This window comes from Kosmotoga arenicorallina S304, from assembly GCF_001636545.1.
GTDB lineage: Bacteria > Thermotogota > Thermotogae > Petrotogales > Kosmotogaceae > Kosmotoga_B > Kosmotoga_B arenicorallina.
In genome coordinates this window covers 1-26,327 of the sequence record NZ_JFHK01000020.1, presented here as the reverse complement: position 1 = coordinate 26,327, position 26,327 = coordinate 1, and the positions used below count along the sequence as shown (strand labels likewise).

Genomic DNA, 26,327 nt, shown 5'->3' with positions numbered 1-26,327 from the left:
TCCTTTTTTGGTTGGAATTTCTCATCAACTAAAGTATAATCTCATTGGAAACTACTTGCGGTAACATATGTTACGAAGGTGGGGAATACTCGTGAATGACCTTATTGTAAATCTCTCCAGGCTTAAGCCTTTTGAAGAATTTAACGTAGGTGAACTCGAAGCCCTTTTCAGAAAAAACGGATCATGGCTTGAACATTATAGTATGGGAGAAATAATAAAGCATAGGGGAGACAAATGTAACGCTCTTTTGCTTCTGCTAAAAGGGAAAGTATCTACCGAAATGCAGGATACGGAAGGCAAAAGAGTGGTGCTGGAAAAGATAGAAGCTCCATCTATTTTAGCCAGTGCAATACTTTTTTCTTCCGAACCCACAATGCCTGTGGATATCGTCGCTTCTGATAAAACGGTAATGCTTTCCATGAAAAAAGAGCTAATTTTGGAATTATGCATGACAAAGGAAAAGTTCCTGAGAGGATTGCTGAAAGATATGGGTGACAGGGTCACATTGCTGGCAAAGAAAGTGTATTTCTTTTCTTTAAATTCACTGAAAGAAAAACTGTCTCAATACCTTCTTGAAAAAGCCGCCGGAAAGAGTGAACTCACTCTTGAAATTACCAAAGATGAACTGGCAAGCTTTTTTGGAGTAACAAGACCTTCCCTTTCAAGAGCCTTTTCCGAACTTGCTAAAGAGGGCATGATAATTCAAGAAGGCAAAAGGGTGAAGCTGATAAACAAAAATGCTTTGAGAAAGCTTGGAGAAAGAGAATAACCCGATTTTGCACTAACCTGGGACGCTGGTTGTATACTGGTAATGATTGTTCTGTTTCACTAATTATAAAGGGGGAGGAGATAAATGATAGCTTGCTGTGGAATCAATTGCATTGAATGTCCCGCATATATAGCCACAATAAACAATGATGATGCCAAAAGAAAAGAAACCGCAAAAGAATGGTCTGAGATGTTCAACGCCGATATTAAGCCTGAGGATATCAATTGTGAAGGTTGTTTGAGTGAAGGAAATGTGTTGTTTTCTCACTGCTATGAATGTTCAATTCGTAAATGCGCTCGGGGGAAAAGAGTAAAGAACTGCGCATATTGTTCCGAATTTCCCTGTCAAATGCTTTCTGAATTCTTCGATCAGGTCCCGGAAGCAAAGAAAAACCTTGAAGATATCAGAAAGAGATTTTGATCAATAATGATATATATGGGAGGGATTGCATGAGAACCAATAAGGACAGGGTGGTGAAAATTTCTGTATCTGGAGAAGTGGCGCATCCAGTTACCAGGGCTCCTTTCAGATTGGCAATTGATGGTACGCCATGGCTCTTCCCGGGAACCGGAGGCATAACCTACAATTTCACTCTCGGAGACAGCGCTTATAAAATGGCCGGAGACCATGTAGAACCGGACGTTTCAACGAAAAACCCCAATGACGCGATGAACGCCGCCTATTTAAAATACTCCTGCATTGGCAACGAAGCAATAGTCTTAACTGGAAAGGCTAAAGATGCAAAGGGATATGTAATAGGAAAACACGGTGGAATCAATCACGTTCTAATTCATTTCAGCCAGGATGTCAAAGAAAAGCTTGCAATAGGAGACAAAATTCAGGTGAAAGGTTGGGGAAACGGTTTGGTTCTTGAGGATCATCCCGGGATTCGCACGTATAATATCGACCCGGCACTTTTTGAAAAAATACCAGTAGAGGAAAAAGATAAAAAGCTGTATTTCCCTGTAAAAGCTGTTGTTCCAGGATACCTTATGGGCTCGGGAGTAGGTTCTGGAAACCCTGCAGGTGGCGATTACGACATTATAACAAACGACAAAGTACTGATTGGAAAATTAGGATTGGATAAACTCTGTATTGGGGATTTCGTAGCTATTGAAAATCACAATAACTCATTTGGACTGGGTGGATATATGGAAGGGGCTATAACCATCGGGGTTGTAGTACATGGGGACTGCATTATCACCGGGCACGGACCGGGAGTGACAATAATTCTCACTACCAATAAGGAGCTCATAGTTCCCGTTATAGATGAGAAAGCTAACTTATCCTATTATATAAAATAAAGGTGAGAGCTTCTCTCACCTTTTTAATATTCATTTTCTAAATCTTCATCTATGCTTCCATCTGGAAGAACTCCTTCGAATTCGTAAGAAAGCGGGTCTTCAAGTTGAAACCTCGAACAATCCTTCCAGTTTGAACTGCAATACATATTTGCCCACTCAGAATCGATAACCCCGCGTTCATAAGCTCTCGCAACAGGGCACATACTATAATACGGGCAAGTGTCGCCTTCCACCATATCACCTCCGCTGTTCAAAATACAATATAACACAAATATGATGAAAATCAACGGATATTTTTTGCAATAATGAAAAGCGCTCTCCCGAAGGAGAGCTATATCAAAAGATAACTTCACAGATCAAAAATCAATGAAGATAGCCGTTGTCAGTTGTTCCGTTGTCAAAGTTTTCATTGATAATGGTAATTACATCTGTTACCTGCGAGGGGGTGTAAGCTGTTGATTCACCTGCCAGAATCTGATTTGCGAGCGCCATTATTTCCGCTACAGTCATGCCTTCCATATATCTTTCAGAAGGTGGTACACTTAGCGGATAGCCAAGAACGAGCCCTGCAAGATTTGATGTTGCTGGAGCGAAATCAGGATCGTACAAATCGAACCCAATGTTCAGTGCCAGAGCAACCATCTGGGTAACTAACTCATTGCTCAGATCCGTTGTTGCAGGGTTAACATAGAAAGTGCTAATCGTAGCTGGAGTGCCACCTGCTGGCAGATAATCCGTAATTGCTTGAGCGCTGGTAAATCTCACGTAGCGTCCCACTCCTTCAACACCTATGGTCAACCCTTCCGGGAAAGCGGTGCTGAAGTTGGCGTGTAAATATGCACCGGGATTGTTCCCATGTGGAGGAGCTCCCCAACCCCCTGGAGTATATGTTACATGTCCATCTCCTCCTCCGCCTGGTGGTTCTGGAATTATAGTGATTACGATTTCCACCCTATACTCTGCCGATTTGAACCTGATGCACCAGTCGTCATCAAAATTGGCTTGATAGTCATAAGGGAAAAAGAGCTTTAGCCAGAATTTTTCATGGGTGTAAGGTGCGTTTACGTAAAAGGAGCCGTCGTCAGGAAATTGGTGCCACGGAGTGATATTTTCATTAACGTATGAACCGTTTTCATAGTGAAAAATATGTGTAAGGAATAGATCGAGAAATTTATCGGGTATGAGCACATCGCCTGAAGTCAAGATTATGTAGATTTCGTAGTCAGCCATAATGGTTACAGGACTGTCTCTCAATACTTCAAACCAGAACTCCTGATTGTTAAAAGTCGCCGGATTTTCAATGTTGAGGGGTCCAAGGTCAAAATCCGGCGCAAGTATTGATATTTCGCAAAATGCTGTAACTGCGATAAGCAAGCCCATTAGCATTACGAGAAACCTTTTCACCACCATAGGAATCCCCCCACTCTTTGCATTAGCAATTCTATCCTTTTGAACCAAATAAAAATAGAAATTTAAAAACTGTGTACAGAATAAAGTGCTAAGTTTTTAGACTTTTTTTAGTGATTGGCATTTTCGCTATTTTGATTTTTATTTTGCATCCAAAGAGGATTCTCGAGATGAAATTTCCCCTGTGCTTTCAATTAATGATAAAATGAATCTATAAAGGGGGAAGACAAATGCTTGTTGCTGAGCACTTGAAAAAGTATTATGGGAAGCATAGGGGAGTGGAAGACGTCAGCTTCACAATCAAGCCCGGGGAGATTTACGGGCTTATCGGGCCTAACGGTGCTGGAAAAACCACCACTATTCGCATTATTTTGGGGTTGCTTTACAAAGACTCCGGCACTGTAAAAATTGGTGAGCATGATATTCCGAAAGAGCTAAATCATGTAAAAAACAAAATAGGATATCTGCCTGGCGAGGTTAACTTCTACCCGGAAATGAGGATAAAGGAGTTTTTGAAATTTAACCGAAACTTTTATCCCCAAATCGAAAGCGATTATGAAAAAGAATTGGTAGAGTTCTTAAACATTGATGTTGAAAAGAAGTTCAAAGAGCTTTCGCAGGGAAACAAGAAAAAGGTTGGAATTCTCCAGGCGCTTGTTCACAAGCCCAAATTCCTCATCATGGACGAACCCACCAATGGGCTTGATCCTTTGCTTCAAAGCAAACTGTATGAGCTGCTTGAAAAGGAACGTGAAAAGGGGACAATAATATTGTTTTCTTCTCATGTTCTGACAGAGGTTGAACGCCTTTGCCAGAGGGTTGGGGTAATAAAAGAAGGGAACTTAATCAAAGAGCTTGCAATGAAAGATATACGCAAATATACGAGAAAGCTGGTAACACTATACGGACTTAAAAAGCCCGAAAAATTGAGCGGGTATGAACTAGTCAATCATAATGGAAGAGAATTCACCTTCTCCATAAATCGAACGGAGCTAAGAAGCTTTCTGAATGAACTGGTAAATCTTGAATTCGACGACCTGCTGATAAGAAATCCCTCTTTAGAGGAATCCTTTATGGAATTTTACGCTGAGGGGGTTGAAAAATGAGCTTTGCCAACATATACAGAAAGGAATTTAAGTGGAATCTTCGCTCATTTATAATCTGGACAACGATTTTTGTAGCCTTTGCTTTGATGTATATACCCCTCACAGATCAAATCCTTCAGCAATCAGAAGCAATGCTTAAATTCATAGAAAAAATGCCAAAATTGCTTTTGCAGATATTCAGCTTTGAGCCAGAATTGCTGACAAAGCCTGAAGGGTTGTTCGGGTCTGAAGGCATGAGCTTTGTGTACATCCTATCAGCTGTATTCTCGTCCATGCTTGCTGGTTCAATGTTTTCAAAGGAATTCGAGCAAAAAACTATTGAATATCTCCTTGTCAAACCCTGTTCGCGATTGACTGTTTTTCTTTCAAAGCTCTCTGTGATGTTTAGCTTTATTTTAATACTCGCCGGGACATTCACGTTTTTTGAGATCAGGTTATTCGATGCCTTTGTAACCCAGGAATACAGCGTAAGAATCCTCTATGCTTTTGGACTCTATGCTCTTACAGTCCAGGTATTCTTTGCGGCGCTTGCCACGATGATATCGGTGATTGTGCAGAAAAGCTCCCTTAACACTTCTATTTCTATCGGGCTCATTATCTTTATGTACTTCGGGGATTCTCTGGGCAGAAGCTTCGAAAACCTTGAATGGATGTCTATAATCAGCATTTTCCGTTATATTCCCCTTATAGACACCATAAAGAACAATCAGATCATGCTCGGCAATTCTTTGATAATAATACTCATTTCAGGCGTTTTCCTGCTTGCGGGAGGCTTGATTTTTAGCAGGACAGACATAAAGCTTTAATCAGACGAGGTTGCCAGCTTGCTCTTCATCGAAAGAATCAGGGATATATCCTCTGAATTGTGATTTATAAAGCCTGTAATAATGACCTTTCGACTTCAATAATTCTTCATGGGAACCACGTTCTATTATCCCATCTTTGGTTATAACGATAATCTCATCGGCATGCTTAATTGTGGAAAGCCTGTGGGCTATGACGAGCGAGGTTCTTCCTTTTGAAAGCTCTTCAAGAGATTGCTGAATTTTTAATTCGGTCTCATTATCCAGCGCTGAAGTTGCTTCATCGAGAATTAATATAGGTGGATTTTTCAGGAAAACCCTTGCTATTGAAACTCTCTGCTTTTGCCCGCCGGAAAGCCTGACTCCTCTCTCGCCAACATACGTATCGTATCCATCTTCGAGTGTCATAATAAAATCGTGTATATTTGCGCGCTTCGCCGCTTCTACTATTTCTTCCTCGGTTGCGTTGCCTTTACCATATGCGATGTTATCCCTTATAGTTCCAGCAAAGAGGAAAACATCCTGTTGAACAATCCCTATATTCCTTCTTAAAGATTTCAATGTTACATCCTTTATGTTTATCCCATCTATCAAAATCTCTCCTTCAGATATTTCATAAAATCTCGGTATGAGATGGCATAAAGTGGTCTTGCCACCACCAGAAGGACCCACAAGGGCAACGGTCTTTCCAGCTGGGATTTTCAGACTTATATTTCTTAAAACCTTTTCGCCGCCATCATAAGAGAACGAAACATTCTTTATCTCAATATCCCCTCTTACTCTTCCCAGCTCAATTGCGCCTTCCCTGTCAACAATATCGGGTTTCGTATCCATTATCTCAATAAACCTTTTGAACCCAGCCATTCCTGCCTCATATTGTTGTGCGAGCATCATAAGCCTTCGTATTGGCTGCAAGAACAGCTCTACGTATAAGAAGTACGCAACCAATGAACCGGGTGTGATAATTCTTTTTAAGGTAAGGTAACCGCCAATCAAAAGCACCGTGAGTTTGAGCATGTTCGAAAGAAGGTCAACTCCTGTGAACATTTCAGCCATGGCTTTTAGAGCACGTTTCCTTGACTCTACAAATCTTTTGTTCCCTTCGTCAAATTTTTCCCTTTCAAAATCCTCATTCGTAAAGGATTTTGCAAGTCGTATTCCGGAAATGCTGTTTTCCAACTGGGCATTGACGTCGGCAATTCGCCTTCTTTCAGTCATGAAAGCCCGCGACATCTTTTGCCTTTTCTTTATCCCAAACCACACAAGGAAAGGAATATAAGTGAAAATCATCAAAGTGAGCCTCCAATCAGTTCTCATGAGAATGATAAAGGCTCCGACAAGAGTTATAAGAGAGATGAAAAGGTCTTCTGGTCCATGGTGAGCCAGTTCAGTGATATCCCTCAAATCGTTTATAATCCTCGACATTATCTTCCCCGTTCGCACTTTGTCGAAGAAACTAAAAGATAGTGTCTGGATGTGAGAGAAAACGTCCTTCCGCATGTTATATTCCATTCTCACACCTACAATATGCCCCCAATAATTAACTACATAAGTAAAAAATGCCCTGAAAAGAAAGAGAATTCCCAGAACAATGGATACCGTAATAAGCCCGTTGAAATCACGTTGCGGAATATATTGGTCCAGCGCTTTTTTGGTGATACTCGGAAAAAACAGATCTATTCCGGCAATCAAAAAAGCACATACCATATCAATCGAGAAGAGAAACAGATGAGGCTTGTAATAAGCAATAAATCTTTTCAGCATATACATCCCCCTAAATGGCTACTAAAAAGATGATACATTTTCGAACAGGCACTGTCAAGGTTCGCAAAGCGAACTTTTTTAAGTATTAATTAAAAGCCATGAATTCAATTAGGTTTTGAATATTTTTAGAAAACTTCTAACGTTTTTTTGATCATGGAATAGAAAAATGTTTGATTTTCACGCGATTGGTGCTATAATGCTTTGCCAAATTCAAGTTTCTTCTTAAACTCTTACCTATATACAAAATCATCTTTTATGAATTCATCATCGGGGGTGATACGATGAAAAAGAGCAGAATTTTCTTTATGATATTTATCCTATTATCAACTACGTTTATCCTTGCGGAACATTCAGCTTCTTGCTCCCCTACAGATACGTCATCTAAAACGGTTGAAAGTTTTTTGACATTAGCTAACAGCACAATTATTGAAATCTCCAATGAAGGCTCCTTTACAACAGGAATTAAAGCTCACTCTTTTTGCGTTGACAACGAAGCAAAACTCCTCTTTACATTGAATGAAATTTATGACTATTCATCCGGGAAATTCCTTCTTCTAAGAACGTATGATTCATTGACAGGGGGGTATATCTACGCTGGATTTGGGATAATAGCATCCGTGCACAACGACACAGATGATATAGACTTTTATGATTATGATGGAAATTTCATTAAAACCATCGAATTTAGTGGCAATCCAGTTATTCTTCAAAGTGCTTATGGAATATTCCTGGACAATAACACGTTCCTGTTATCTGAGGATGGCTACAATAATGTGATCAAAGTTAATATTTCAGATGGAACAGCAGAAATATTCAAATCTTTTGATTTTGGATGGCTGGGAGTTTTCGCCAAGCACGAAGATTCTTACTATATATACACCTCTGCTGGAAACGCGATTTATAAATTCAGCGCTTCTACCGATCCGGTGTTAATAGATGATGGTTTCCCGGCACATGTTACCGGTATTGTTGCGGAGGAAAGCATTCTGTATTTTGTCTCTAACTTCGGCAATGGCTTTTACAGCTACAATATGGAATCTGGAGAATTAACCAAAATAGCCGATCTTAACTACCCACAAGGGTTATATAAAATCACCTATAATGTACTTTTTTAACTGAAAAAGTCAGCCCACCCTCAGCAATACCTTCAACGACCCTTTGGCAGTATCAAAGGCTTTCTGGTATTCATTGAGCGGGAAAATACCGCTTATCATCTTATTGAGCCTTTCATGGTGCTCTGTCAAAAATTTAATAGCCGGTTCAAAGGGGCCACAGCGGGAACCTGTGATGTTAAGTTCTTTTACCACCACAGGGGATAGGTTCAAGCTTTCCCCAGCTGCGAAGGTGCTTTTGAGCACAAGCGTTCCCATGGGCTTGGTAAATTCAATAGCTGAGGTGAAGCCCTTTGCATTTCCCGTCGCTTCAATTACAACGTCAAAAGAATTTTCTAATCCTTTCAGTTCAAAAGGTAGGTGTGTTTGGACTTCAGGGATTATCTCTTTTGCCCTTTCGGGGTGTTTCCCTATCAGAATGTGCCGAATCCCTTTATACTCAAGAACAATGCTGATCAACAGCCCGAGTTTACCATCCCCTATGACACAAACACTATCAGTGGGCTTTATATGAGCTTGCTCCAGCACTTGAAATGCAGCAGCAAGAGGTTCAACAAGGGTTGCAGCTGTGTCGGGGATTTCGTCCGGAATAAGATGCAGGTTTTCAATGGGAAGCTTTGCATATTCAGCAAAAACACCGTTGTAGTTGTTTATTCCCAGTGTTCTTATGTTTCGGCAATGCTTTCTTTTGCCCGCCAGGCACATATCGCAACGGCCGCAGGCGATGTTTATTTCACCCACCACGCGTTTCCCAACAAGCGCTTCATTGGCAGGGGCTTTGACAACTTCACCTACAAATTCATGTCCCGGTATTCCCTTAAACCCCATGTATCCCTTAAGGATTTCTAAATCGGTATTGCAAATGCCGGCATAAAGGATTTTTATCAACGCTTCTCCTTTATCCAATGCCGGTTCCGGTACATCTATCAATTCAAGGTAATTGTTGTAGTAAAGGGCTTTCAACTCAACTCACCTTCTCAAGAGCCTGTTTTATATCAGCTATGATATCATCGGGATGTTCCAGGCCGGCTGATATCCTTATGGTCTTCTTCAAAAACCCAAATTTTATCAATTCCTCTTCGAGGTAGTCGCGGTGGGTCATAAGTGCAGGAATTTCCACGAGTGTCTCCGCATCACCAAGGCTAACAGCGAGTTTCAGGAGCTTAAGGTTTTCAACAAAGCTTTTTGCCCTTTCGAGGTTTCCTTTAAGATCAAAACTGACTATGCCTCCAAAATCCTTCATCTGTTTTCTGGCAATCTCGTGGCCGGGGTGGCTTTCCAGTCCCGGATACATAACCCTTTCAACAAGGGGGTGCTTTACGAGAAAATGTGCTATCTTTCTTGCATTACTCGCGTGCCTTTCCATTCTTAGTGGAAGCGTCTTCAACCCCCTCAACAGGAGCCACGCGTTGAAGGGGCTCATAACCCCTCCGAGCTCGCACATGTAACCGAATTTAAGCTTATTTATGTAATCCTGGTCTTTTGACACAGCGACTCCGCCAACCGCATCGCCGTGACCGGAAATGTACTTGGTAGCGCTGTGCACCACAACATCCACCCCGTACTCAAGTGGCCTTTGCAGATAGGGTGATGCAAAGGTATTATCTACAACAACTTTAATCCCTGCTTTTGATGCTATTTTCACGACGGTTTCAAGGTCTATAATCTCCATGGAGGGATTTGTTGGAGTTTCAAGGTAAAAGACTTTGCTGTTTTCTGTGATAGCTTCTTTTAGCTCCTCGGGGACAGTCATGTTCACGAATTTCGTTCTGACGCCGTAATCGGGCAACAAATGCTTCAACGTGCCAAAAGCAGAACCATAAAGGTTTCTATGCGCAATGATTTCATCACCACTTTTCGCAAAAGACATGATAACGGATGTTATCGCAGCCATACCAGAAGCAAACGCCACCCCATCTGCACCGCCTTCGAGTGCGGCCATTCTTTGCTCAAACAGGTTTATGGTGGGATTTCCCCCGCGTGTGTAAACGTATGCCCTTCTTTTGAAACTAAAAGTGTCGTCTGCCTGTTGCAAATCTGTAAAGGTAAAAGTGGAAGTCATATATATCGGACTGTTCAGCGACTGGTTCTGGTCGTGCTGTTCTGCAGCATGGATTGCAAGGGTATCGAACTTCATATCTCTATCTTCCATAGCAAATCCTTCCCTTCCTTTGTCCAATGAAAGTGGACTTAAAAAGACATTATGCTATACAGATGAAGCTTTCATAGCTTTTTCTATTATAGTATACACAAAACAGTGCATATTAAATCCGAAGCACAATTTTACAAAAGGTATAGAAATGTAAGTAAAGGGTTATTTGGTTAACGAAGCCCAAAAAATGTATAATCCAAATGTTCGACACCAATACACAGAGGGGGGTTTAACGATGAAGAGACATGTGATCCTGTTGCTCTTGATCATGCTGGTCACTTCTTTCGTTACCGCAAGAGCGTTGAAAGTCGCTTTTATTTATGTAGGACCTGTTGGCGATGCTGGCTGGACTTATGCCCACGATCTTGGAAGGCAATATGTAGAGAAAGTCTTTGGAAGTGATATTGTAACAAACTACATTGAAAGCGTTCCGGAAGGTGCAGAATCCGAAAGTGTACTGAGAAATTATGCTCAACGAGGCTACGATTTAATTTTCGCCACAAGCTTTGGTTATATGGATCCAGTTATAAATGTGGCCAAAAAGTATCCAAAGACTATCTTCATGCATTGTTCCGGTTACAAAACAGCCGAAAACGCGGGCACATATTTCGGGCGGATGTATGAACCGCGATTTCTTTCCGGGCTTATAGCAGGTATAATGACCAAAAGCAACATCATAGGATACGTGGCAGCTCATCCAATTCCTGAGGTCATAAGGGGAATTAACGCCTTTGCCCTTGGTGTCAAATATGTAAATCCTCAAGCAAAGGTTCACGTTATCTGGTCAAACACCTGGTATGACCCCGCTATGGAAAAAGAAGCAGCGATTTCCCTGCTTGATATGGGAGCAGACGTAATTGCACAGCATCAGGATTCCCCTGCCCCCCAGCAGGCAGCCCAGCAGTATGGCGCTTACTCTGTTGGATATAATAGCGATATGGGTGAATTCGCTCCCAAGGCCTATCTTGGTGCGCCAATATGGAATTGGGGCCCTTATTATGAAAAGGTAATAAGAGATGTAATGAATGGCACATGGAAGAACGAACAGTACTGGGGCGGCATGGCTGATGGAGTTGTGGATATACATATCAGCGATCTCGTTCCCGATACCGTCAAAAAGCTTGTCTCCGTTTTCAAGGAAGCCATCATCGAAGGCAAGTTCCATCCCTTCAGCGGACCGCTATACGACCAGGATGGAAACCTGAGAGTCCCTGCCGGTGATGTTCTCTCTGATGGCGAACTTTTAGGCATGGACTGGTTCGTGGATAACGTGGTAGGTGTGATTCCAAAATAATCTGGGCAGTAATAATAATTGAAAGGGCCGGGAGGCCCTTTCGTTTATTGATTCGATATTTACATACCCATTTGCCTGAGAAAGGGTGATATTGTGAATGGTGAGCGCAATAGCGTTCTTGAGATGAGGCATATTTCCAAGCACTTTGCCGGAGTGAAAGCAAATGATAATGTGAGCATCGAGTTGAAAGAGGGTGAGGTTCTTGCCCTGCTGGGTGAGAATGGTGCAGGGAAAACAACACTTATGAACATTCTCTTTGGCATATACAGAGCTGACAGCGGGGAAATAAAAATCAATGGGAAAAACGTTCATATCGCCTCCCCCCATGATGCGCTTAGGCATGGCGTAGGAATGGTGCAGCAGCACTTCACTCTTGTACCTTCATTCACAACAGCGGAAAATATCGTTCTTGGCTTAAAAGAACTCGGTTTTATTCCAAACACCAGGAACGTAGAATCACGTATAGAGGAGCTCGGCATGCGCTATGGATTGCCAGTTAATCCAAGGGCTAAGGTCTGGACACTATCCGTAGGGGAGAAGCAGCGCATTGAAATACTGAAACTGCTATACAAAGGCGCGAAAATTTTGATTCTCGACGAGCCTACAGCCGTATTAACACCCCAGGAAGCCGAATCGCTTTTTAAGGCAGTAAAAAAAATGGTAGATGATGGCGCATCTGTTATTTTTATAAGCCACAAGCTTGATGAAGTAATGGAAGTAAGCGATAGGGTAACAGTATTACGCGCTGGAAAAGTAGTCGGGACAGCTAATACCGCAGAGATTACGAAAAACGACCTTGCCCGTATGATGGTGGGCAGAGATGTCATCCTTGATATTCAAAAGCCGGATGTTGAAATTGGAAAAAAGATCCTTGAGATAGAAAACCTGAAAGTGAAAAATGATAAGGGACTCCTTTCAGTCAACAACCTGAGTCTGGAAGTAAGAGCAGGAGAAGTACTTGGAATAGCCGGTGTTGCTGGAAACGGCCAGCGGGAGCTCGCAGAAGCCATATATGGTCTGAGGAAAGCGGAAGATGGAAAGATTTTCCTAAAGGGAAGAGACATTACAAACGCAAGCATTTCCGGCAGAATTAAGGAAGGCATTGCTTACATCCCGGAAGACAGAAAAGGAACTGCAACCTGTCCAAACCTTCCTGTCTCGACGAATCTCTTTCTAAAGAACACGATCACCCGCCTTGTCAATTCAACACATTTCTTCATTGATAGAAAAAAAATAAGCGAAAAAGCGAGCGAACTTATTAAAGATTATTCCATAATGACCCCCTCACATAGAACACCCGTCAAGCTCCTTTCGGGGGGAAATATTCAAAAGGTGGTTCTTGCAAGGGAGCTATCCAGAACACCTTCCTTAATAATCGCTTCACATCCCACACGTGGCCTTGATATTGGCGCCATGGAGTTTGTTTACAGAACCTTGCTTGAACAAAAGAGAAAGGGTGCCGCTATTTTATTGCTGGCCGGGGAGCTATACGAGATTTTCAGGCTTTCTGATCGTGTTGCAGTAATCTATGAAGGCAAAATTGTGGGATACGCTCCGCCTGATCCCGCACATATCGAAGAAATAGGCCTTATGATGGGTGGCAGCAAGGCAGGTGATTTGCAGTGAAAATAAAAATAGAAAAACGCGAAGGTACTCCCTTTTACATGAATATCCTTGTACCAGCTGCATCGATAATATTCTCCCTCTTCGTTATGGGAATAATCCTTTTGATATTTTTTCAACGAAGTGGCATGGGATGGGGTGAAGCCTTCTCTGAAACCCTATCGGCATACCGGGAAATGTTTTCCTGGCCCTTTGGAAATATTTACGGTATTTACCAGACGCTTCTGAAAATGGTTCCCCTTGCCTTTGTAGGTCTTGGTTTATCTTTTGCTTACAGGATGAAAATATGGAATATCGGCGGCGAGGGGCAACTTTACATGGGGGCTTTTGCCGCAACCTGGGGTGCTCTCTTTCTTTTCAATGGCATAGAAAATAAGTTCATAATGATTACTCTGGTTCTTTTAATGGGAGCTGCCGTTGGTGCGCTATGGGCAGCAATACCCGCCTTCATGAAGGCCTTTGCCAAAACCGACGAAATAGTCGTAACCTTGATGCTGAATTATGTGGCTATTTTTTGGGTGGACTATCTCGTTTATGGGCCATGGAAAGACCCTAAGGGGTATAATTTCCCGTTAACAGCTGAATATCCTGAATCCGCGCAGCTTCCCACAATGTTCAACGGCGAGGTGCATATAGGGATCATAATGGTAATAATCCTTGCAGTAATCCTTCAATACGTTTACAGCCGGACGAGCTGGGGATTCAACTCATCTATTGCAGGGGATAACCAAAAGGCCGCAAAATATGCAGGAATTAACATTGGATTTTATACAATTGTCGCTCTACTGGTGAGCGGTGCCATTGCAGGTATGGGCGGTGCCGTCCAAATGATGGGCATCCAGCATCGTTTACAGCATGGATTCTCTCCAGGATATGGCTATACAGCCATAATCATCGCTTGGCTGGCAAAGCTGAATCCAGTAGCTATATTACTTGTATCTTTTCTCTTCGGGGGTTTGCTTGTCGGCAACGAACAACTCCAGATGTTCTATCGCTTACCCCTGGCACTTATATACATATTCCAGGGACTTGTTCTTTTCTCCCTTCTTGGCGGAGAAGCCATTTTCAATTACAGAATAAGCTTTGTGAAAGAAAGGGCGGTGGAAGAATGAACATAGATTCCTCTTTAATCACCACAACGCTTCAAGCCACTGTGCGCGCTGGAACTCCGCTGCTTTTCGCTGTACTTGGGGATATCTTCACTGAAAGGTCTGGTGTAATGAACCTGGGTCTTGAAGGGTTAATGCTTGTTGGTGCGATAAGCGGCTTTGCTGTTTCATACAGCACCGGAAATTTATTCCTTGCTGTTATTGCAGCGATGATCGCAGGGGCTGTGCTTGGCCTGGTCCACGCCTTCTTCACCGTCACTTTGAGGATTAACCAGGTTGTGAGCGGCCTTGCTATAACCATGCTTGGAACGGGTATAAGCGGGTTGTGGGGAAAAGGATATATAGGAGTGGTTGCGGAACAGTTCAAAACACTTGAAATCCCTTTTCTTTCTAAAATTCCTTTTATAGGTCCTGTGTTGTTTTCGCATGATGTCCTGGTATATTTGAGCTATCTTCTCGTTCCTCTGATGTGGTTCTACATATACAGAACAAAACCGGGTATGATACTGAGAGCTGTTGGCGAATCGCCAGAAGCTGCTGATGCGCGGGGGATAAACGTTTTCATGATAAGGTATCTTTACACCATGCTCGGGGGTGCAATAACTGCTCTGGGCGGCGCATATCTTTCTCTTGCCTATACCTCTATGTGGATCGAGAATATGACAGCAGGAAGGGGATGGATCGGGATCGCCCTTGTGCTCTTTGCGACATGGGATCCAGTCAAAGCCATGTTTGGTGCGTATCTCTTTGGTGGGGTAACCGCTCTGGGATTGAGAATGCAGGCTGCTGGAACAACGATTTCATCACATATATTAATGATGTTTCCCTACATACTCACGGTGGCTGTTCTGTTCTTTACTTCCACTGAAAAGATAAAACTGAAAGTAGGTGCTCCAGCAGCTCTCGGGGTTCCCTATTCAAGAGAAGAAAAAACTTGATCACTCTTTGCAGAAAACCATCACAAGAAATCCACTAAGCATTATGGCAATTCCCATAATGGAGAACATATGAACATAGGAATAGGAAGCGATAATGCCGGCTAACAGTGGCCCCAGCATCTGGCCAAGGGATCTCGAAGAACGCAGCACACCAAGAAGTTCAGCTCTTCTTTCACCCGGTGAATGGGTAACCACAAAAGTAGACGCGCCATTTATAAAAGCACCAAAGGCTATTCCCAATGAGAAATAGGCAACGGCAACTGTTATCCAGCTGCTTCCCAGCGCGAAGAGCAGCGTTGTCAATGATGTCAATAACATTCCGAAAACCGTGCTGCTCTTGGCTTTTATCCTTCCAATAAGTTTTCCGAAATAGATATGAGAAAATATTTGAATAAGAGGATTTATAGCAGTCAGAACAACGGCAAGGGATTTCGAAAGGCCCATTTCTTCCGTTAAATAAACCGCTATCAAAGAAGTTGACCCAGAAATGCCAAATTGACGCATAAAACTTCCAACATATACAGCCCAGAGTCCGTTTTTAAACATGGGAGAGGGATCTAAAACAATCGGAAAAAAGGCTGTAACTATGTTCCGCTTTTCCCTTTGTTTATGGGATAATTTCCTGTTAATTCCTTTTATGAAAAATACCGGCAATACAACTGCCAGCGCTATAATTGAAAAGAGAAAAATGCCAGATCTGACAGAGAACCACAGCATAAGAACGGAAAGAAGCAGTCTGCCCAAAAACATTCCAAGAGAGCTTGCGGCATTCAACAGGGAAATCTCCTTTGAGGTTGATGACACGCTCCCATCTTCTGCAAGCTCAGCGCTAAGGGACATGGTTATGGGCTGAAAGGCAGAACCAAAAAAGGCAATAACAGCGCCAAGGAATATGAATTGATGGGGCAGTTGTGCGAAAGCATATAAAAAATAAAGAATTCCCGGAATAAGCAGAGTAACCGCGAGCAATAATTTCCTGTTGCTTGTTTTGTCAGATATAGCACCCCATATTGGCGAGCCCAGAGTGTTGAAAGCACCCCTGACTGTTGCAAGGGCACTTATAACAACAATCGAAATCCCCAGCTCTCTGAGCCTGAGCTGTAGGAGCATGCCAAAACTCAACACGGCAGTGAACCTCAATAGGGCAGCTGTGAGAAGCGGAAGCCTGTCTTTCAATAGCATCACCTTTGTTAGGTAAACTAACCAAATCATACCATATTAAAGGAAGGAGATGAAGCATGAAAGCAGAAATAATTTCTGTGGGGACTGAGCTTCTTCTTGGAAATACAGTTAACACCAATGCCTGCTATCTATCAAAAAGACTGGCGGAATTGGGGTATTTTGTTTACCGTCAGACCACCGTCGGCGATAACGCCAGAAGGCTCATGGAAGTACTGAATGAATCCCTTAAACGTTCAGAACTCGTAATTGTCACAGGCGGTCTTGGACCGACACAGGATGATTTAACAAAGGAAACCGTGGCAAAATTATTCGGGCTTGAACTTGAACTGGACGAAGAATCGCTGGAACGAATAAAGAAGAGAACAGGCGAAGCTATTCCTTCAAAGCCAAATGAGAAGCAAGCCTATGTTCCCAAAGGTGCGATTGTTCTGCCAAATGACCTGGGAACAGCATCTGGCTGCATAATCGAAAAGGCAAAAAAAACTGTTGTGCTGCTGCCCGGACCGCCAAGAGAGATGAAAGAAATGTTTGAAAAATACCTTGAACCATATCTTAAAGAGCGTAGCGATGAAATTCTTTTATCAAAGGTACTAAGGATTTTTGGTGTTCGCGAAAGCGATCTTGCCAGTATTTTGAGGGATTTCTTTGAGAAATACGAAAACCCAACAGTTGCTCCATACGCCTTAAAAGGGGAAGTAACTATAAGAATCACAGCCAGGGCAAAAAACACATTAGAAGCTGAAAAACTCATTGTTCCCGTTGAAAATGAAATAAGAAAAAGGCTCGGAGAGTACATTTATGCTGAGGGTGATACAACTATGGAGGAAGTTGTTGTCGAATTGCTGAAAGAAGCCGGGCTATCGATTGCCACCGCTGAATCGTGCACAGGCGGTCTGGTGGCTGCAAAGATAATAAATGTGCCTGGCGCCTCAAAGGTCTTTAAAGAAGGAGTAATAGCCTATAGTAACGAAGCAAAGGAAAGGCTGCTTGGGGTATCTCATGAAACCTTGAAAACCTCAGGCGCTGTAAGCTCTGAAAGCGTTATTGAAATGGCAAAGGGCGTAGCAGTAAATTCCCAATCGGATATCGGGCTGTCAATTTCTGGCATAGCAGGCCCGGAAGGCGGGACTGAGGAAAAGCCTGTGGGATTAGTGTATATCGGGCTATGGTTTAAAGGCATTGCAAAAGCTGAAAAGCTATTGTTGCACGGAGACCGCAACTGGATAAGGTTAAAGGCGACTCTTCATGCACTCAACATTCTCAGGAAGGCTCTGGGGGATCAACCGAAGTGATATGTTTCGGAGAGCAAGTCAAAGTACTGCTGAAGCCATGTTTCGCCGGATTTAGCTCGGTAAGGGATGTTCTCAAGATGCTCTCGAAGCTTTTCGCCTACAACCAGAGCCCTTTTCAATTTGAGCAAAACATCAATGCGTGTAATCCCATAAGCCATTTTCAGCAGTGCTGAAAAAGCTGGTGTGCTCTGATAAAGACCGTGTATTGAGGCATAGAGTTCCTTTGATCCGAGAATGCCTTTTTTCATGAGCCAATCAAGTGTTTCAGGTGCAAAGGACTGCATCCTCCTTCTCAAGACATCATAATATGCGAGATCCGCTCCTTTTTGTATAAAGTAATTTCTTTCGTATAGAGAACCCCTTTCATCCGGGTTAAGCCTCGATCTCAAAAGAGCATCTCCAGCAATCAAAGCAGCTCTCATGGCATTTCCCGCACCACATCCGGAGGTAGGAATGGCTTGAAAGGCACTATCTCCAACAACAATTACACCATGGGAATACAAAACCGGATAAGAAGAAGAAACGGGAATAATGCCCCCTCCTCCTCTCAGCTTTTCACCCAAATTCAGGCTATTGCATCTTTCAGGAACTGTATATTCTGGATCAGGGTAATCTTTTCCGAGCTGGATACCGGCTCCAACATCGATTCTATCGTCAGTTTCGGGATGAACCCAGCTATACCCTCCATTCACTCCATAATGATAGCTTAGCCAGCCTGGAAGGATTTCTACGCCGTTTTCTTTGTTCCTCCCGTCCCAGCGCCTTACTTCTCGATATGCTTTTGAGGTATCCGCTGGAGAGAGTTCAACTTTAAAACCTGATTCTTTGGGCATCAAGCTTTTTATTGCGCCTTTTATACCGGTGCAGTCAGCTACGAAATCTGCTTTTAGTTCCCTTGTTTCATTGTTCTCGTTGAACATCAAGCCTTTGCATCTACCCGAAGAATCCAGAAAAGGCCTTACAGCATTTGCTTTGAAATGCAGTTCACCGCCGCTCTTTTTTACTTTTTTGAGGAGTTTTTTATGGAGGAGTTTCATATCCACTATTTCAAAGGCGTAATCGATGAAAAATTCCTTGCTGTGAAGGGGCGAAAGGATATGCAAACCTTTGGGCTTTGCGGTTAATTCGTCTTCTGAAATCCCTATATCTGTATTTTGCAAAACTTCTCTCTCGATAGAATCAGACCAATCGTGTCCAAGGTCTTCCTCTGCCTTGATATCAACGAGAGCGACTTTCATTCCGCCTGAAAGGCATTTCAAAGCAAGAACCAGCCCAGCATAACCCGCGCCTGCGATGACAAGATCGTGCTTCATTAACATATTATGCCCCCCGTTTTCCCAGACCACAAAAAGAAAACAAGACTGTGCAAAACAATAGGTAAGCAAATGAAATTGTTGTAAACTAAATATAGAAGTGACTTATTTTAACATACCTTTGACTATTAATTCTATTGCTTCATTTTCTCCGAGACCCTTTGCCATAAGTGTCTCAAGTTGTCTTACATTCATGCGGCCTATGGATGCTTCGTGGGTTAATTCAGCCTTTTCATCCTTGACATAGAGTTCTGGAACAGTTCCGACGTTCACGTTGCCCCCTTTGATTATTTCTTTGCATTCTATATGCCCCCTAGCGTAGGGGGCATTTCCATATGCTCTGTTTACTATATGGGCTTTGCTGCTATCGGTAGCAAACACAACTGTTCTGGCAATGCCGGAGGCTCTTTCCCCGTTCAAATTTAGCTCCTCGGTGATCTCAACGTAATCGTCTTTTTTTTCATACACCTTTGACTCTATTTCAGCCACGGCTTCTCTTCCAAGGTCCACCTTCATTTCAACTTTAAGCCTTCCCACGCGAGTTTTTGTCAAATGAAAGGTATTCTTGAAAAGGCTCTTTTCGTCAAGATGTGCATTGTAAATTGCCTCGACTGTTACCCCACCATCTTCGCTGTGAAAATGGACGTCTTCATAGCTCATTTCAGCAAGCTCCGACAGTTCAATATCCGAGACCATTCGATGGGTAAACCGTTTTCCCTTCGGGAATACACAGTGAGAAAGAAATTTAGCCTTTGCGGCTTTTCCAAGTTTCGTGTGAATTAATACGAGCTGGGTTCCTTCAGGTTTCATGTAACCTGTACAAAGGTGAATCGGATTATCAATTTGAACCCCGTCTTTGACCTCAAGCCAGAGCTCAACACCATTTTCAATGCTCTTTGCTTTCAGTTCGACTCCTTCTACTGTATTTCTTCCGATAACTTTATCCCCGCTAACTATTATCGAAACAATATCGCGCCTTAGAAATTTCGATGCGTCACCACCGGATTTCTCGTAATACTCCGCTATTTTTTCAAACTCTTTCTGGTAGTTTCTTTCAATCATTCAGTTTCACCACCCTGGATTTTGATACCTTCAGGTCTGTTTATGTGGTTGCAGCTATCACATAGCTTTTTGTAAAAGGCAACTATTTCCTGTGGGGTCCCGCTGGCGAGAATTCTTCCGCCACACATTAGATAAGCTTCATCTGCCATCATTGCAATTTCCTCACGGTGGGTAATCATTATAACGGTGCTACCGTTATCTCTGAGCCTTTTAACAACGGACTTTATCATCTCGTTAGACATGATGTCTATACCGGAATCCGGTTCATCCATGATTACAATTTTTGGTCTAATCAGGACCACAGATGCTAGCTCGACTCTTTTCCTTTCACCGCCGCTGAGTGTGGTGTCAACATATCTCGCGAGGTATTCTCTGGAAAGACCGACTAATTTAAGAGCATCCGTTATTTCATCTTGTGAAAACCGTAATTTACCGCCAAGATTTAGATATTCACCAATTGTTATCCCTTCAAAGCGAACAGGCTCCTGAAGGGCAAGAGTTATGCCCAGCTTTGCCCTTTCAAAAACCCCAAGCCCTTTGAGGGGAGTATTGTTCAAATACAATTCTCCGCCGTGGTCCCGATAATTTTCCAGACCCATTATTATACCGGCAAGGGTGGATTTCCCCACACCGTTGTTTCCAAGCATTGCATATACTTTTCCATCTTCGAATTCTATGGTCATATTTCGAAGTATTACTCTTTTGTCCTTTTCATAGCGGATATTTTTTAAAGTAAGCATGAAAAAACCTCCTAAAATAGGTTGCAAAACTATTTTATACCGTAATTGTGAACTTTTTAATAAGCACATTTTTGGAATAATGGTATCATTGATGAAGATAGCACGTTGGTTATGGTTATTCTGGAGGGAATGTCATGTGGTATCCGGGGCATGTTGAAAAGGCAAAAAACCAAATTAGCAAGCACCTTAAAACCGTTGATGCAATAGTAGAATTACTGGATGCCCGTATTCCTTTTACCAGCCGGGCATATGAATATGAACAGCTATTTAAAAACAAACCCGTTATATTCGTCCTTAACAAAGAAGACCTTGCAGATCCTGCCATCACCAAACAATGGCTCGGGTATTTTCAGCAAAAAGGGCACTTCATCCTCACGACAAACCTGAAAAGGATCAACGCAAGGGATTTTCTTGTGAAAAAGGTGATACCCCTTGTAAAGAGCAAATTCGCTGAAAAGAGAATAATGATTGTCGGTATACCAAATGTTGGAAAATCTACTTTCATAAACAGATTGAGGGGCAAGAAATCTCTATCTGTGGGAAATAGACCCGGAGTAACGCGCGGTGTACAGTGGATTACGGTTGCAAGAAATCTGACCGTTCTGGATACGCCAGGGATATTCTACAAAAGGCTTCACAGTCCTTCTATTGTAACCAAATTACTCGCTGTGGGAGCGCTGCCCTTTGAAAGAATGGACAAATTAGAAGCCGCCAAAAACGTTTTCAACCTTCTGATAAGCAGATACACAGGTGCTCCCCTCGAAAAGAGGCTTGGGGAAAGCTACATTGACTTCATTGACTTTCTAAGCATATTTTCAAGAAAACGAGGTTATTTAAGAACCCGCGGAGAAATAGATCTCGATAGAGGTGCTTTTATGTTCCTGAGAGAAGTTTCCGATGGCAAATTTGGACAGTTTTCATACGAAACCCCTGAGGAGATAATGGCTATCAAAAACAAAAAAAGCAGCAGCGAGGAGGTCTGATATGTACCCATCTGTAAAAGAGCTTTACGCACGCTTCAACAGAATTTTGGGAGAAATTATCCCGTATAGGATAAAGAGAAGAATAGAGTTGGGTAGTTGGAGTTACACTTGTTCAGCTTCAGATGTTCCTCCAGAAAAAAGTGAAATGGAGATTAAAGCGGGCTTCAAATGGGATCCTGGCTTTTTTCCTGTATGGTTTACAAAGGAGCTGGAACTTCCTGCAATAGAAAAGGGCGAAATGTTGCTCTTTAAAACCTGGGCCGGCGGGGAAAGCCTTGTGCTTGTAGATGGAAAGGCTTCTGGTGAAATAAATGAATACCACAAAGATGTAGACCTGTCTGAATTTGCGGATGGCAAAAAGCACCGGATCTCAATTCAAACAGTTCCCAAGGGGTTATTCGGCACAAGCGTCTTCGAACCTATGTTTGAAAGCAGCTTCTTGCTGGTGATCGATAGAGAAATAGACTCCGCTACAAGGTTGTTCCATATGTCCATTGAAGTCCTGAAAAATACAGATAACAAACTTCTAACGGAGAAATTAGCCCAGTTGCTCGATGAGGCTTTTTCAAAAATTCAAATTCCCAGAGATTCAGAAGCTTATTTCAAAGCCACAAGGGACAACCCTTACCTTTACCCTGAAGTCTCAAAGATATGGAATCCTGAAAAATTCCCTCTTTCAAATGAATACAACCTTTCCACAGAACAACGCAATTCAATAATACAAGGAGCTAATTTACTCAAAGAAAAACTCAGGGAGCTTAAAGAACTTATCCCCTCGCCGGGAAAACTGGTTATTTCAGGACATGCTCATATAGACTACGCTTGGCTCTGGCCAATAGAAGAAACAAAGAGAAAAATCAGAAGAACTTTCGCAAATTCCCTAAGGCTTGCAAAAAAATACCATGACTTTGTCTATGTTCAATCTTCTGCTCAAATGTATAAAGACATAAAAGAAAGTGACCCGGCTCTGTATAAAGAAATCAAGGAATTGGTCAAAAAGGGAAACTGGGTTCCCATTGGCGGTTCATGGGTGGAAAACGACTGCAATGTCCCTGGTGCCGAATCCCTTATACGCCAGTTGTTGATGGGGCAGAGGTTCTTCATGAAAGAGTTTGGAATCAAGAGCAAAGTTGGTTGGCTGCCAGATGTTTTCGGTTTTAGCTGGATACTCCCTCAAATACTAAAAAGCGCGGGAATTGAATACTTTTTCAGCATAAAGCTCAGCTGGAACGAAAAGAACAAAATGCCTTCAGATCTTTTCCGCTGGCGAGGCATCGATGGAACAGAAGTGATCTATCACAGCTTTGACAATCCTAATGGCAATTACAACGCCCATATAGAACCCTTTGACATCATTGAAACCTGGAACAATTACAAAGACAAAAGACACTATCCCGTAAGCCTTTTGACCTTTGGGTATGGAGATGGGGGCGGTGGGCCAACAGACGAAATGATTGAAAATTACGAAATTCTGAAGGACTTCCCTGGCATGCCGAAACTTGAAATGAAATCACCCGAAGAGTTTTTCAAAAACATACCGGAACAGGAGAAACTTCCTATCTGGGACGGCGAACTGTATTTTGAGCTTCATCGCGGGACACTTACAAGCCAGTCGCGTACCAAAAGCCTTCATAAGAAAGCCGAAGACCTTCTCTATGACGCTGAACTCCTCTGTTCTCTCGCATATGGTGATAAGGACTACCCCCGGGATAAGTTGAACAGAATCTGGGAAACCTTGTTGCACAATGAATTTCACGATATTCTTCCCGGCTCATCTATCGGAGAGGTCTACAAAGATGCGGAAAAAGAGCTTGAAAATGTTTGCAGCGAACTTGAGCAAATTAAGGAAAGAGCCTTTGAGAATTTGATTGAGCCATCAGAAGATATAGTGGTTGCAATGAACACAGGCAGCTATTCAAAACCATTGCTTTTTAGCAAAGACCTTGGAGGAAAGGCTTTAAAGAGAAGCAATGGAGAAATTCTTGAACCTCAAAGGACATATGATGGAAGCTGGTTGTATTTCTCGAAAAACCCGATTGAGCCATTCAGTGTTGAAAATCTTGAAATACTGGATAGCCCAGTTAACGGGGAAAGCAATCAAATCAGTGAAGGCACCACTGCGACTCTGGAAAACGAGCTTTTAAGAGTTCTGGTTGATGAAGACGGAACCCTTTCCATCTTCGATAAAGAGGCGGGGCGTGAGGTTTTTACTGAAAAAGGCAATCAATTATGGCTATATAACGATGTCCCGGCATATTGGGATGCCTGGGATATTGATTATCATCACAAGAAATATGCCAAAAGGATAAAGGCGAATTTCGTTGAAAAAGTCGAATCTGGAAAACTTCGCTCAGCAGTAAAAATCTCCTACGATCTCGGTGAAAGCCAAATAACTCAGATTATTTCGCTGCTCAAGGGTTCGAGGAGGGTGGATGTGGATACACAGGTAAATTGGCATCATAGAAGGAGCCTCCTCAAGGTTCTGTTCCCTGTGAATATTCTCTCACGCTATGCCCGATATGATCTTTCAGCAGGTTATGTGGAAAGGGCTACTCACAACAATACAGACTTTGAAAAAGCCCGTTTTGAAGTTCCCGCACATCGTTGGATGGACCTCTCTGAAAGAGGGTATGGGGTGAGTATCCTCAACAACGGTAAATACGGTCATGCCTGCCGTGGAAATGTGATGGAATTGACCCCATTGCGCTCACCTGTATTTCCCCACTTCTTCGCCGATGAAGGTGCTCACAGCTTTAGCTACGCAATTTATCCACATATAGAGGCTGACCTCATGCCTGTTCAACAGGAAGCAGAAGCTTTAAACAGGCCCATTATAACAGCGTTGGGAAAGACACCGGTTACAAAGCCATTTTTGAAAATCGAGCCGAAAAACGTGAAACTGCTTGCTTTTAAAGGCGGTGAAGAAGGTGGAATGGTAATAAGGGTTGCTGAAACCCTGGGTGAACGTGGAAAGATGCAGCTGGAACTGCCAGATAATTTCAGAGAAGCGTGGTTGTGCAACATTCTTGAAGAACCTATCGAAAAAATACAACCAACTAATTCAACAATCGAGCTGGAATATAAACCATTCAAAATCCTCACACTTTTGCTGAAATGAAAAGCATAAAAGGAGCTCATTGTGTCTGAAACGGATCCTATAATAATAGTTCCATATGACAGCCGTTGGCCAGAAGCCTTCATTTTAGAGCAAAAAAGGATTAAAGCACTTCTGGGAGCAGAGGTTCGTATCGAACACATCGGCAGCACCTCTGTCGCCAACCTCTGTGCCAAACCAATAATAGATATAATGATAGGGATCGAGTCCCTCGACAATGCAAAGAAATACATAAGAGCTCTTGAAAAGCTCGATTATACATATGTTCCGGAATATGAGGCTGAATTGCCCGAGCGCAGATATTTTGAAAAGAAAGGATTTCACATACATATGGTGGAATTCGATAGGGATTTCTGGAAAAGCCACATATTTTTCAGAGATTTCCTCCGCACACATACAGATCTTGCCAGAGAATACTGCAAACTCAAGAAAAGATTAGCAATTGCACATACAAATGAGCGCGAAAAATACACAAAGGCAAAGGAGCCTTTTATACAAAAAGTGCTTAAAAACATGTATAGAAAAGGAGAATCCAGCAAATGATATTTTCCCGATTTTTTCGAAACTGGAAATTGAGATGCCCTGTAATCAGGTGGCTCGAAGCCAGGAAAATGAAAAGGCAAAAGTTCACCACCGGATCAAAATAACCTATAAGCTAAAAAGACTCTTTAAAATCCTTAAAAATCCCCTCTGAATAGATATATAATCTTTTGACAAAAAAGGGGGGATTTTATGAAAACGTTATTTGTGATGGCAGTGGTTTTAATTTGTACCTTTGCCTTTGGAAGCTTTGTAGTTGGCCTTGGGGGGCTTGGGCTTTCTTACGGGATAGTTGCCGGTATTACTTCTGATGATTTCTCTCTCTTCGGCTTTTCTGGACCAACTTCACTGTTAGTCGCGGTGGGTACAGGAATAGGAGTTTTTGCTGATTTCACTCCCTTTGAATTGTTCTCCGGTGTACTTTCAGAGAAGGAATATCGAATCCTTCTTGGTGGAGGCGCGGGCGCAGCCTTTGATTTATTCATGATCCCCGATTTTGGTCTTGGCGTTGCTTTGAAAACAACATGGGGGAGGTTTATTACAAAAGCGACGACGGGTTTTGGGCTCATGGGATTTTATGCCGATGCCGTCGTAGGCTATACCTTTTAGTATCTCAACTTATGCACTTCGAGTTAACAAAATAAAGAAAAGAAAAACAGGTCATTGAAAAAGGCACGGAATCATCGTATATTCGTGGTGAGCAAACCATACGAAAGGAT

The 26,327-nt window shown here is 42.5% G+C and carries 24 protein-coding genes; 15 read left to right on the top strand and 9 right to left on the bottom strand.

Translation table 11 applies throughout. The features are described from left to right. Window positions 1-67: 67 nt before the first annotated feature. From AT15_RS08340 to AT15_RS08330, 3 genes are all read left to right on the top strand, one after another. Window positions 68-769 (top strand): Crp/Fnr family transcriptional regulator, encoded by a 702-nt coding sequence (locus tag AT15_RS08340; RefSeq protein WP_084251656.1) that lies wholly within the window; start codon window positions 68-70, stop codon window positions 767-769. An 84-nt stretch (window positions 770-853) separates the two neighbouring features. Beyond that, window positions 854-1,189, top strand: coding sequence for a DUF3795 domain-containing protein (locus AT15_RS08335; RefSeq protein WP_068348317.1), 336 nt, complete (start codon window positions 854-856; stop codon window positions 1,187-1,189). A gap of 29 nt (window positions 1,190-1,218) precedes the next feature. Then, complete coding sequence (locus AT15_RS08330; RefSeq protein WP_068348315.1) at window positions 1,219-2,073, top strand: DUF4438 domain-containing protein; 855 nt, start codon at window positions 1,219-1,221, stop codon at window positions 2,071-2,073. A 23-nt stretch (window positions 2,074-2,096) separates the two neighbouring features. Here the strand turns inward: AT15_RS08330 and AT15_RS08325 are convergent, their stop codons facing one another. After that, entirely contained in the window at window positions 2,097-2,306 is a 210-nt protein-coding gene (locus tag AT15_RS08325) for a hypothetical protein (protein ID WP_235598540.1), read from the bottom strand. A gap of 130 nt (window positions 2,307-2,436) precedes the next feature. Next, complete coding sequence (locus AT15_RS08320; RefSeq protein ID WP_068348313.1) at window positions 2,437-3,483, bottom strand: hypothetical protein; 1,047 nt, start codon at window positions 3,481-3,483, stop codon at window positions 2,437-2,439. Between the two features lie 227 nt (window positions 3,484-3,710). Here AT15_RS08320 and AT15_RS08315 point away from each other — a divergent pair, with 227 nt between their 5' ends. Continuing rightward, on the top strand, window positions 3,711-4,586 hold the full coding sequence (locus AT15_RS08315; protein ID WP_068348311.1) for an ABC transporter ATP-binding protein: 876 nt from the start codon (window positions 3,711-3,713) through the stop codon (window positions 4,584-4,586). Continuing rightward, on the top strand, window positions 4,583-5,392 hold the full coding sequence (locus AT15_RS08310) for an ABC transporter permease subunit (protein WP_068348309.1): 810 nt from the start codon (window positions 4,583-4,585) through the stop codon (window positions 5,390-5,392). The genes AT15_RS08315 and AT15_RS08310 overlap by 4 nt, the downstream gene beginning before the upstream one ends. Here AT15_RS08310 and AT15_RS08305 read toward each other — a convergent pair whose 3' ends face one another. Further along, on the bottom strand, window positions 5,393-7,153 hold the full coding sequence (locus tag AT15_RS08305) for an ABC transporter ATP-binding protein (RefSeq protein WP_068348307.1): 1,761 nt from the start codon (window positions 7,151-7,153) through the stop codon (window positions 5,393-5,395). A gap of 281 nt (window positions 7,154-7,434) precedes the next feature. Between AT15_RS08305 and AT15_RS08300 the strand changes: the two genes are divergently transcribed. Then, complete coding sequence (locus AT15_RS08300) at window positions 7,435-8,268, top strand: NHL repeat-containing protein (RefSeq protein ID WP_068348305.1); 834 nt, start codon at window positions 7,435-7,437, stop codon at window positions 8,266-8,268. 9 nt (window positions 8,269-8,277) lie between these two features. Here the strand turns inward: AT15_RS08300 and AT15_RS08295 are convergent, their stop codons facing one another. Both AT15_RS08295 and AT15_RS08290 read right to left on the bottom strand, forming a co-directional pair. Continuing rightward, window positions 8,278-9,228, bottom strand: a complete 951-nt coding sequence (locus AT15_RS08295; RefSeq protein ID WP_068348303.1) for an MDR/zinc-dependent alcohol dehydrogenase-like family protein — start codon at window positions 9,226-9,228, stop codon at window positions 8,278-8,280. Window position 9,229: 1 nt separating this feature from the next. After that, on the bottom strand, window positions 9,230-10,417 hold the full coding sequence (locus AT15_RS08290) for a trans-sulfuration enzyme family protein (protein WP_068348300.1): 1,188 nt from the start codon (window positions 10,415-10,417) through the stop codon (window positions 9,230-9,232). 235 nt (window positions 10,418-10,652) lie between these two features. Between AT15_RS08290 and AT15_RS08285 the strand changes: the two genes are divergently transcribed. From AT15_RS08285 to AT15_RS08270, 4 genes are all read left to right on the top strand, one after another. Further along, window positions 10,653-11,711: a BMP family ABC transporter substrate-binding protein gene (locus AT15_RS08285; protein ID WP_068348298.1), complete on the top strand. Its 1,059-nt coding sequence runs from the start codon at window positions 10,653-10,655 to the stop codon at window positions 11,709-11,711. A gap of 93 nt (window positions 11,712-11,804) precedes the next feature. After that, entirely contained in the window at window positions 11,805-13,337 is a 1,533-nt protein-coding gene (locus AT15_RS08280; RefSeq protein WP_235598539.1) for an ABC transporter ATP-binding protein, read from the top strand. Next, the gene (locus AT15_RS08275) at window positions 13,334-14,446 is read left to right on the top strand and encodes an ABC transporter permease (RefSeq protein ID WP_068348296.1); all 1,113 of its coding nucleotides are present in this window, start codon (window positions 13,334-13,336) and stop codon (window positions 14,444-14,446) included. Before AT15_RS08280 ends, AT15_RS08275 begins: the two co-directional genes overlap by 4 nt. Further along, window positions 14,443-15,381, top strand: coding sequence for an ABC transporter permease (locus AT15_RS08270; RefSeq protein WP_068348294.1), 939 nt, complete (start codon window positions 14,443-14,445; stop codon window positions 15,379-15,381). Before AT15_RS08275 ends, AT15_RS08270 begins: the two co-directional genes overlap by 4 nt. Here the strand turns inward: AT15_RS08270 and AT15_RS08265 are convergent, their stop codons facing one another. Continuing rightward, window positions 15,382-16,563 (bottom strand): MFS transporter, encoded by a 1,182-nt coding sequence (locus tag AT15_RS08265; RefSeq protein ID WP_068348291.1) that lies wholly within the window; start codon window positions 16,561-16,563, stop codon window positions 15,382-15,384. A 56-nt stretch (window positions 16,564-16,619) separates the two neighbouring features. Here AT15_RS08265 and AT15_RS08260 point away from each other — a divergent pair, with 56 nt between their 5' ends. Next, complete coding sequence (locus AT15_RS08260) at window positions 16,620-17,855, top strand: competence/damage-inducible protein A (RefSeq protein WP_068348289.1); 1,236 nt, start codon at window positions 16,620-16,622, stop codon at window positions 17,853-17,855. Here AT15_RS08260 and AT15_RS08255 read toward each other — a convergent pair. The 3 genes from AT15_RS08255 to AT15_RS08245 form a co-directional block, all read right to left on the bottom strand. Continuing rightward, window positions 17,843-19,174: a geranylgeranyl reductase family protein gene (locus AT15_RS08255; protein WP_068348287.1), complete on the bottom strand. Its 1,332-nt coding sequence runs from the start codon at window positions 19,172-19,174 to the stop codon at window positions 17,843-17,845. The genes AT15_RS08260 and AT15_RS08255 overlap by 13 nt on opposite strands. Before the next feature lie 99 nt (window positions 19,175-19,273). Further along, window positions 19,274-20,230 (bottom strand): SufB/SufD family protein, encoded by a 957-nt coding sequence (locus AT15_RS08250; RefSeq protein WP_068348285.1) that lies wholly within the window; start codon window positions 20,228-20,230, stop codon window positions 19,274-19,276. Beyond that, on the bottom strand, window positions 20,227-20,970 hold the full coding sequence (locus tag AT15_RS08245) for an ATP-binding cassette domain-containing protein (RefSeq protein WP_068348283.1): 744 nt from the start codon (window positions 20,968-20,970) through the stop codon (window positions 20,227-20,229). Before AT15_RS08245 ends, AT15_RS08250 begins: the two co-directional genes overlap by 4 nt. Window positions 20,971-21,104: 134 nt before the next feature. Between AT15_RS08245 and ylqF the strand changes: the two genes are divergently transcribed. The 4 genes from ylqF (at window position 21,105) to AT15_RS08225 (ending at window position 26,217) form a co-directional block, all read left to right on the top strand. After that, window positions 21,105-21,953, top strand: coding sequence for a ribosome biogenesis GTPase YlqF (gene ylqF / locus AT15_RS08240; protein ID WP_068348281.1), 849 nt, complete (start codon window positions 21,105-21,107; stop codon window positions 21,951-21,953). Between the two features lies 1 nt (window position 21,954). Then, window positions 21,955-25,071 (top strand): alpha-mannosidase, encoded by a 3,117-nt coding sequence (locus AT15_RS08235; protein WP_068348279.1) that lies wholly within the window; start codon window positions 21,955-21,957, stop codon window positions 25,069-25,071. 21 nt (window positions 25,072-25,092) lie between these two features. After that, window positions 25,093-25,611: a GrpB family protein gene (locus tag AT15_RS08230; RefSeq protein ID WP_068348277.1), complete on the top strand. Its 519-nt coding sequence runs from the start codon at window positions 25,093-25,095 to the stop codon at window positions 25,609-25,611. A gap of 189 nt (window positions 25,612-25,800) precedes the next feature. Next, entirely contained in the window at window positions 25,801-26,217 is a 417-nt protein-coding gene (locus tag AT15_RS08225; protein WP_068348275.1) for a hypothetical protein, read from the top strand. Window positions 26,218-26,327: the final 110 nt, after the last annotated feature.

Bases quoted from the DNA above. Each gene is read 5' to 3' on its own strand.
- AT15_RS08235 (WP_068348279.1), top strand. From the start codon at position 21,955: ATGTACCCATCTGTAAAAGAGCTTTACGCACGCTTCAACAGAATTTTG.
- ylqF (WP_068348281.1), top strand. From the start codon at position 21,105: ATGTGGTATCCGGGGCATGTTGAAAAGGCAAAAAACCAAATTAGCAAG.
- AT15_RS08305 (WP_068348307.1), bottom strand. From the start codon at position 7,153: ATGCTGAAAAGATTTATTGCTTATTACAAGCCTCATCTGTTTCTCTTC.
- AT15_RS08285 (WP_068348298.1), top strand. From the start codon at position 10,653: ATGAAGAGACATGTGATCCTGTTGCTCTTGATCATGCTGGTCACTTCT.
- AT15_RS08265 (WP_068348291.1), bottom strand. From the start codon at position 16,563: ATGCTATTGAAAGACAGGCTTCCGCTTCTCACAGCTGCCCTATTGAGG.
- AT15_RS08225 (WP_068348275.1), top strand. From the start codon at position 25,801: ATGAAAACGTTATTTGTGATGGCAGTGGTTTTAATTTGTACCTTTGCC.
- AT15_RS08315 (WP_068348311.1), top strand. From the start codon at position 3,711: ATGCTTGTTGCTGAGCACTTGAAAAAGTATTATGGGAAGCATAGGGGA.
- AT15_RS08340 (WP_084251656.1), top strand. From the start codon at position 68: ATGTTACGAAGGTGGGGAATACTCGTGAATGACCTTATTGTAAATCTC.
- AT15_RS08250 (WP_068348285.1), bottom strand. From the start codon at position 20,230: ATGATTGAAAGAAACTACCAGAAAGAGTTTGAAAAAATAGCGGAGTAT.
- AT15_RS08270 (WP_068348294.1), top strand. From the start codon at position 14,443: ATGAACATAGATTCCTCTTTAATCACCACAACGCTTCAAGCCACTGTG.
- AT15_RS08320 (WP_068348313.1), bottom strand. From the start codon at position 3,483: ATGGTGGTGAAAAGGTTTCTCGTAATGCTAATGGGCTTGCTTATCGCA.
- AT15_RS08330 (WP_068348315.1), top strand. From the start codon at position 1,219: ATGAGAACCAATAAGGACAGGGTGGTGAAAATTTCTGTATCTGGAGAA.
- AT15_RS08260 (WP_068348289.1), top strand. From the start codon at position 16,620: ATGAAAGCAGAAATAATTTCTGTGGGGACTGAGCTTCTTCTTGGAAAT.
- AT15_RS08290 (WP_068348300.1), bottom strand. From the start codon at position 10,417: ATGGAAGATAGAGATATGAAGTTCGATACCCTTGCAATCCATGCTGCA.
- AT15_RS08300 (WP_068348305.1), top strand. From the start codon at position 7,435: ATGAAAAAGAGCAGAATTTTCTTTATGATATTTATCCTATTATCAACT.
- AT15_RS08255 (WP_068348287.1), bottom strand. From the start codon at position 19,174: ATGTTAATGAAGCACGATCTTGTCATCGCAGGCGCGGGTTATGCTGGG.
- AT15_RS08245 (WP_068348283.1), bottom strand. From the start codon at position 20,970: ATGCTTACTTTAAAAAATATCCGCTATGAAAAGGACAAAAGAGTAATA.
- AT15_RS08310 (WP_068348309.1), top strand. From the start codon at position 4,583: ATGAGCTTTGCCAACATATACAGAAAGGAATTTAAGTGGAATCTTCGC.
- AT15_RS08335 (WP_068348317.1), top strand. From the start codon at position 854: ATGATAGCTTGCTGTGGAATCAATTGCATTGAATGTCCCGCATATATA.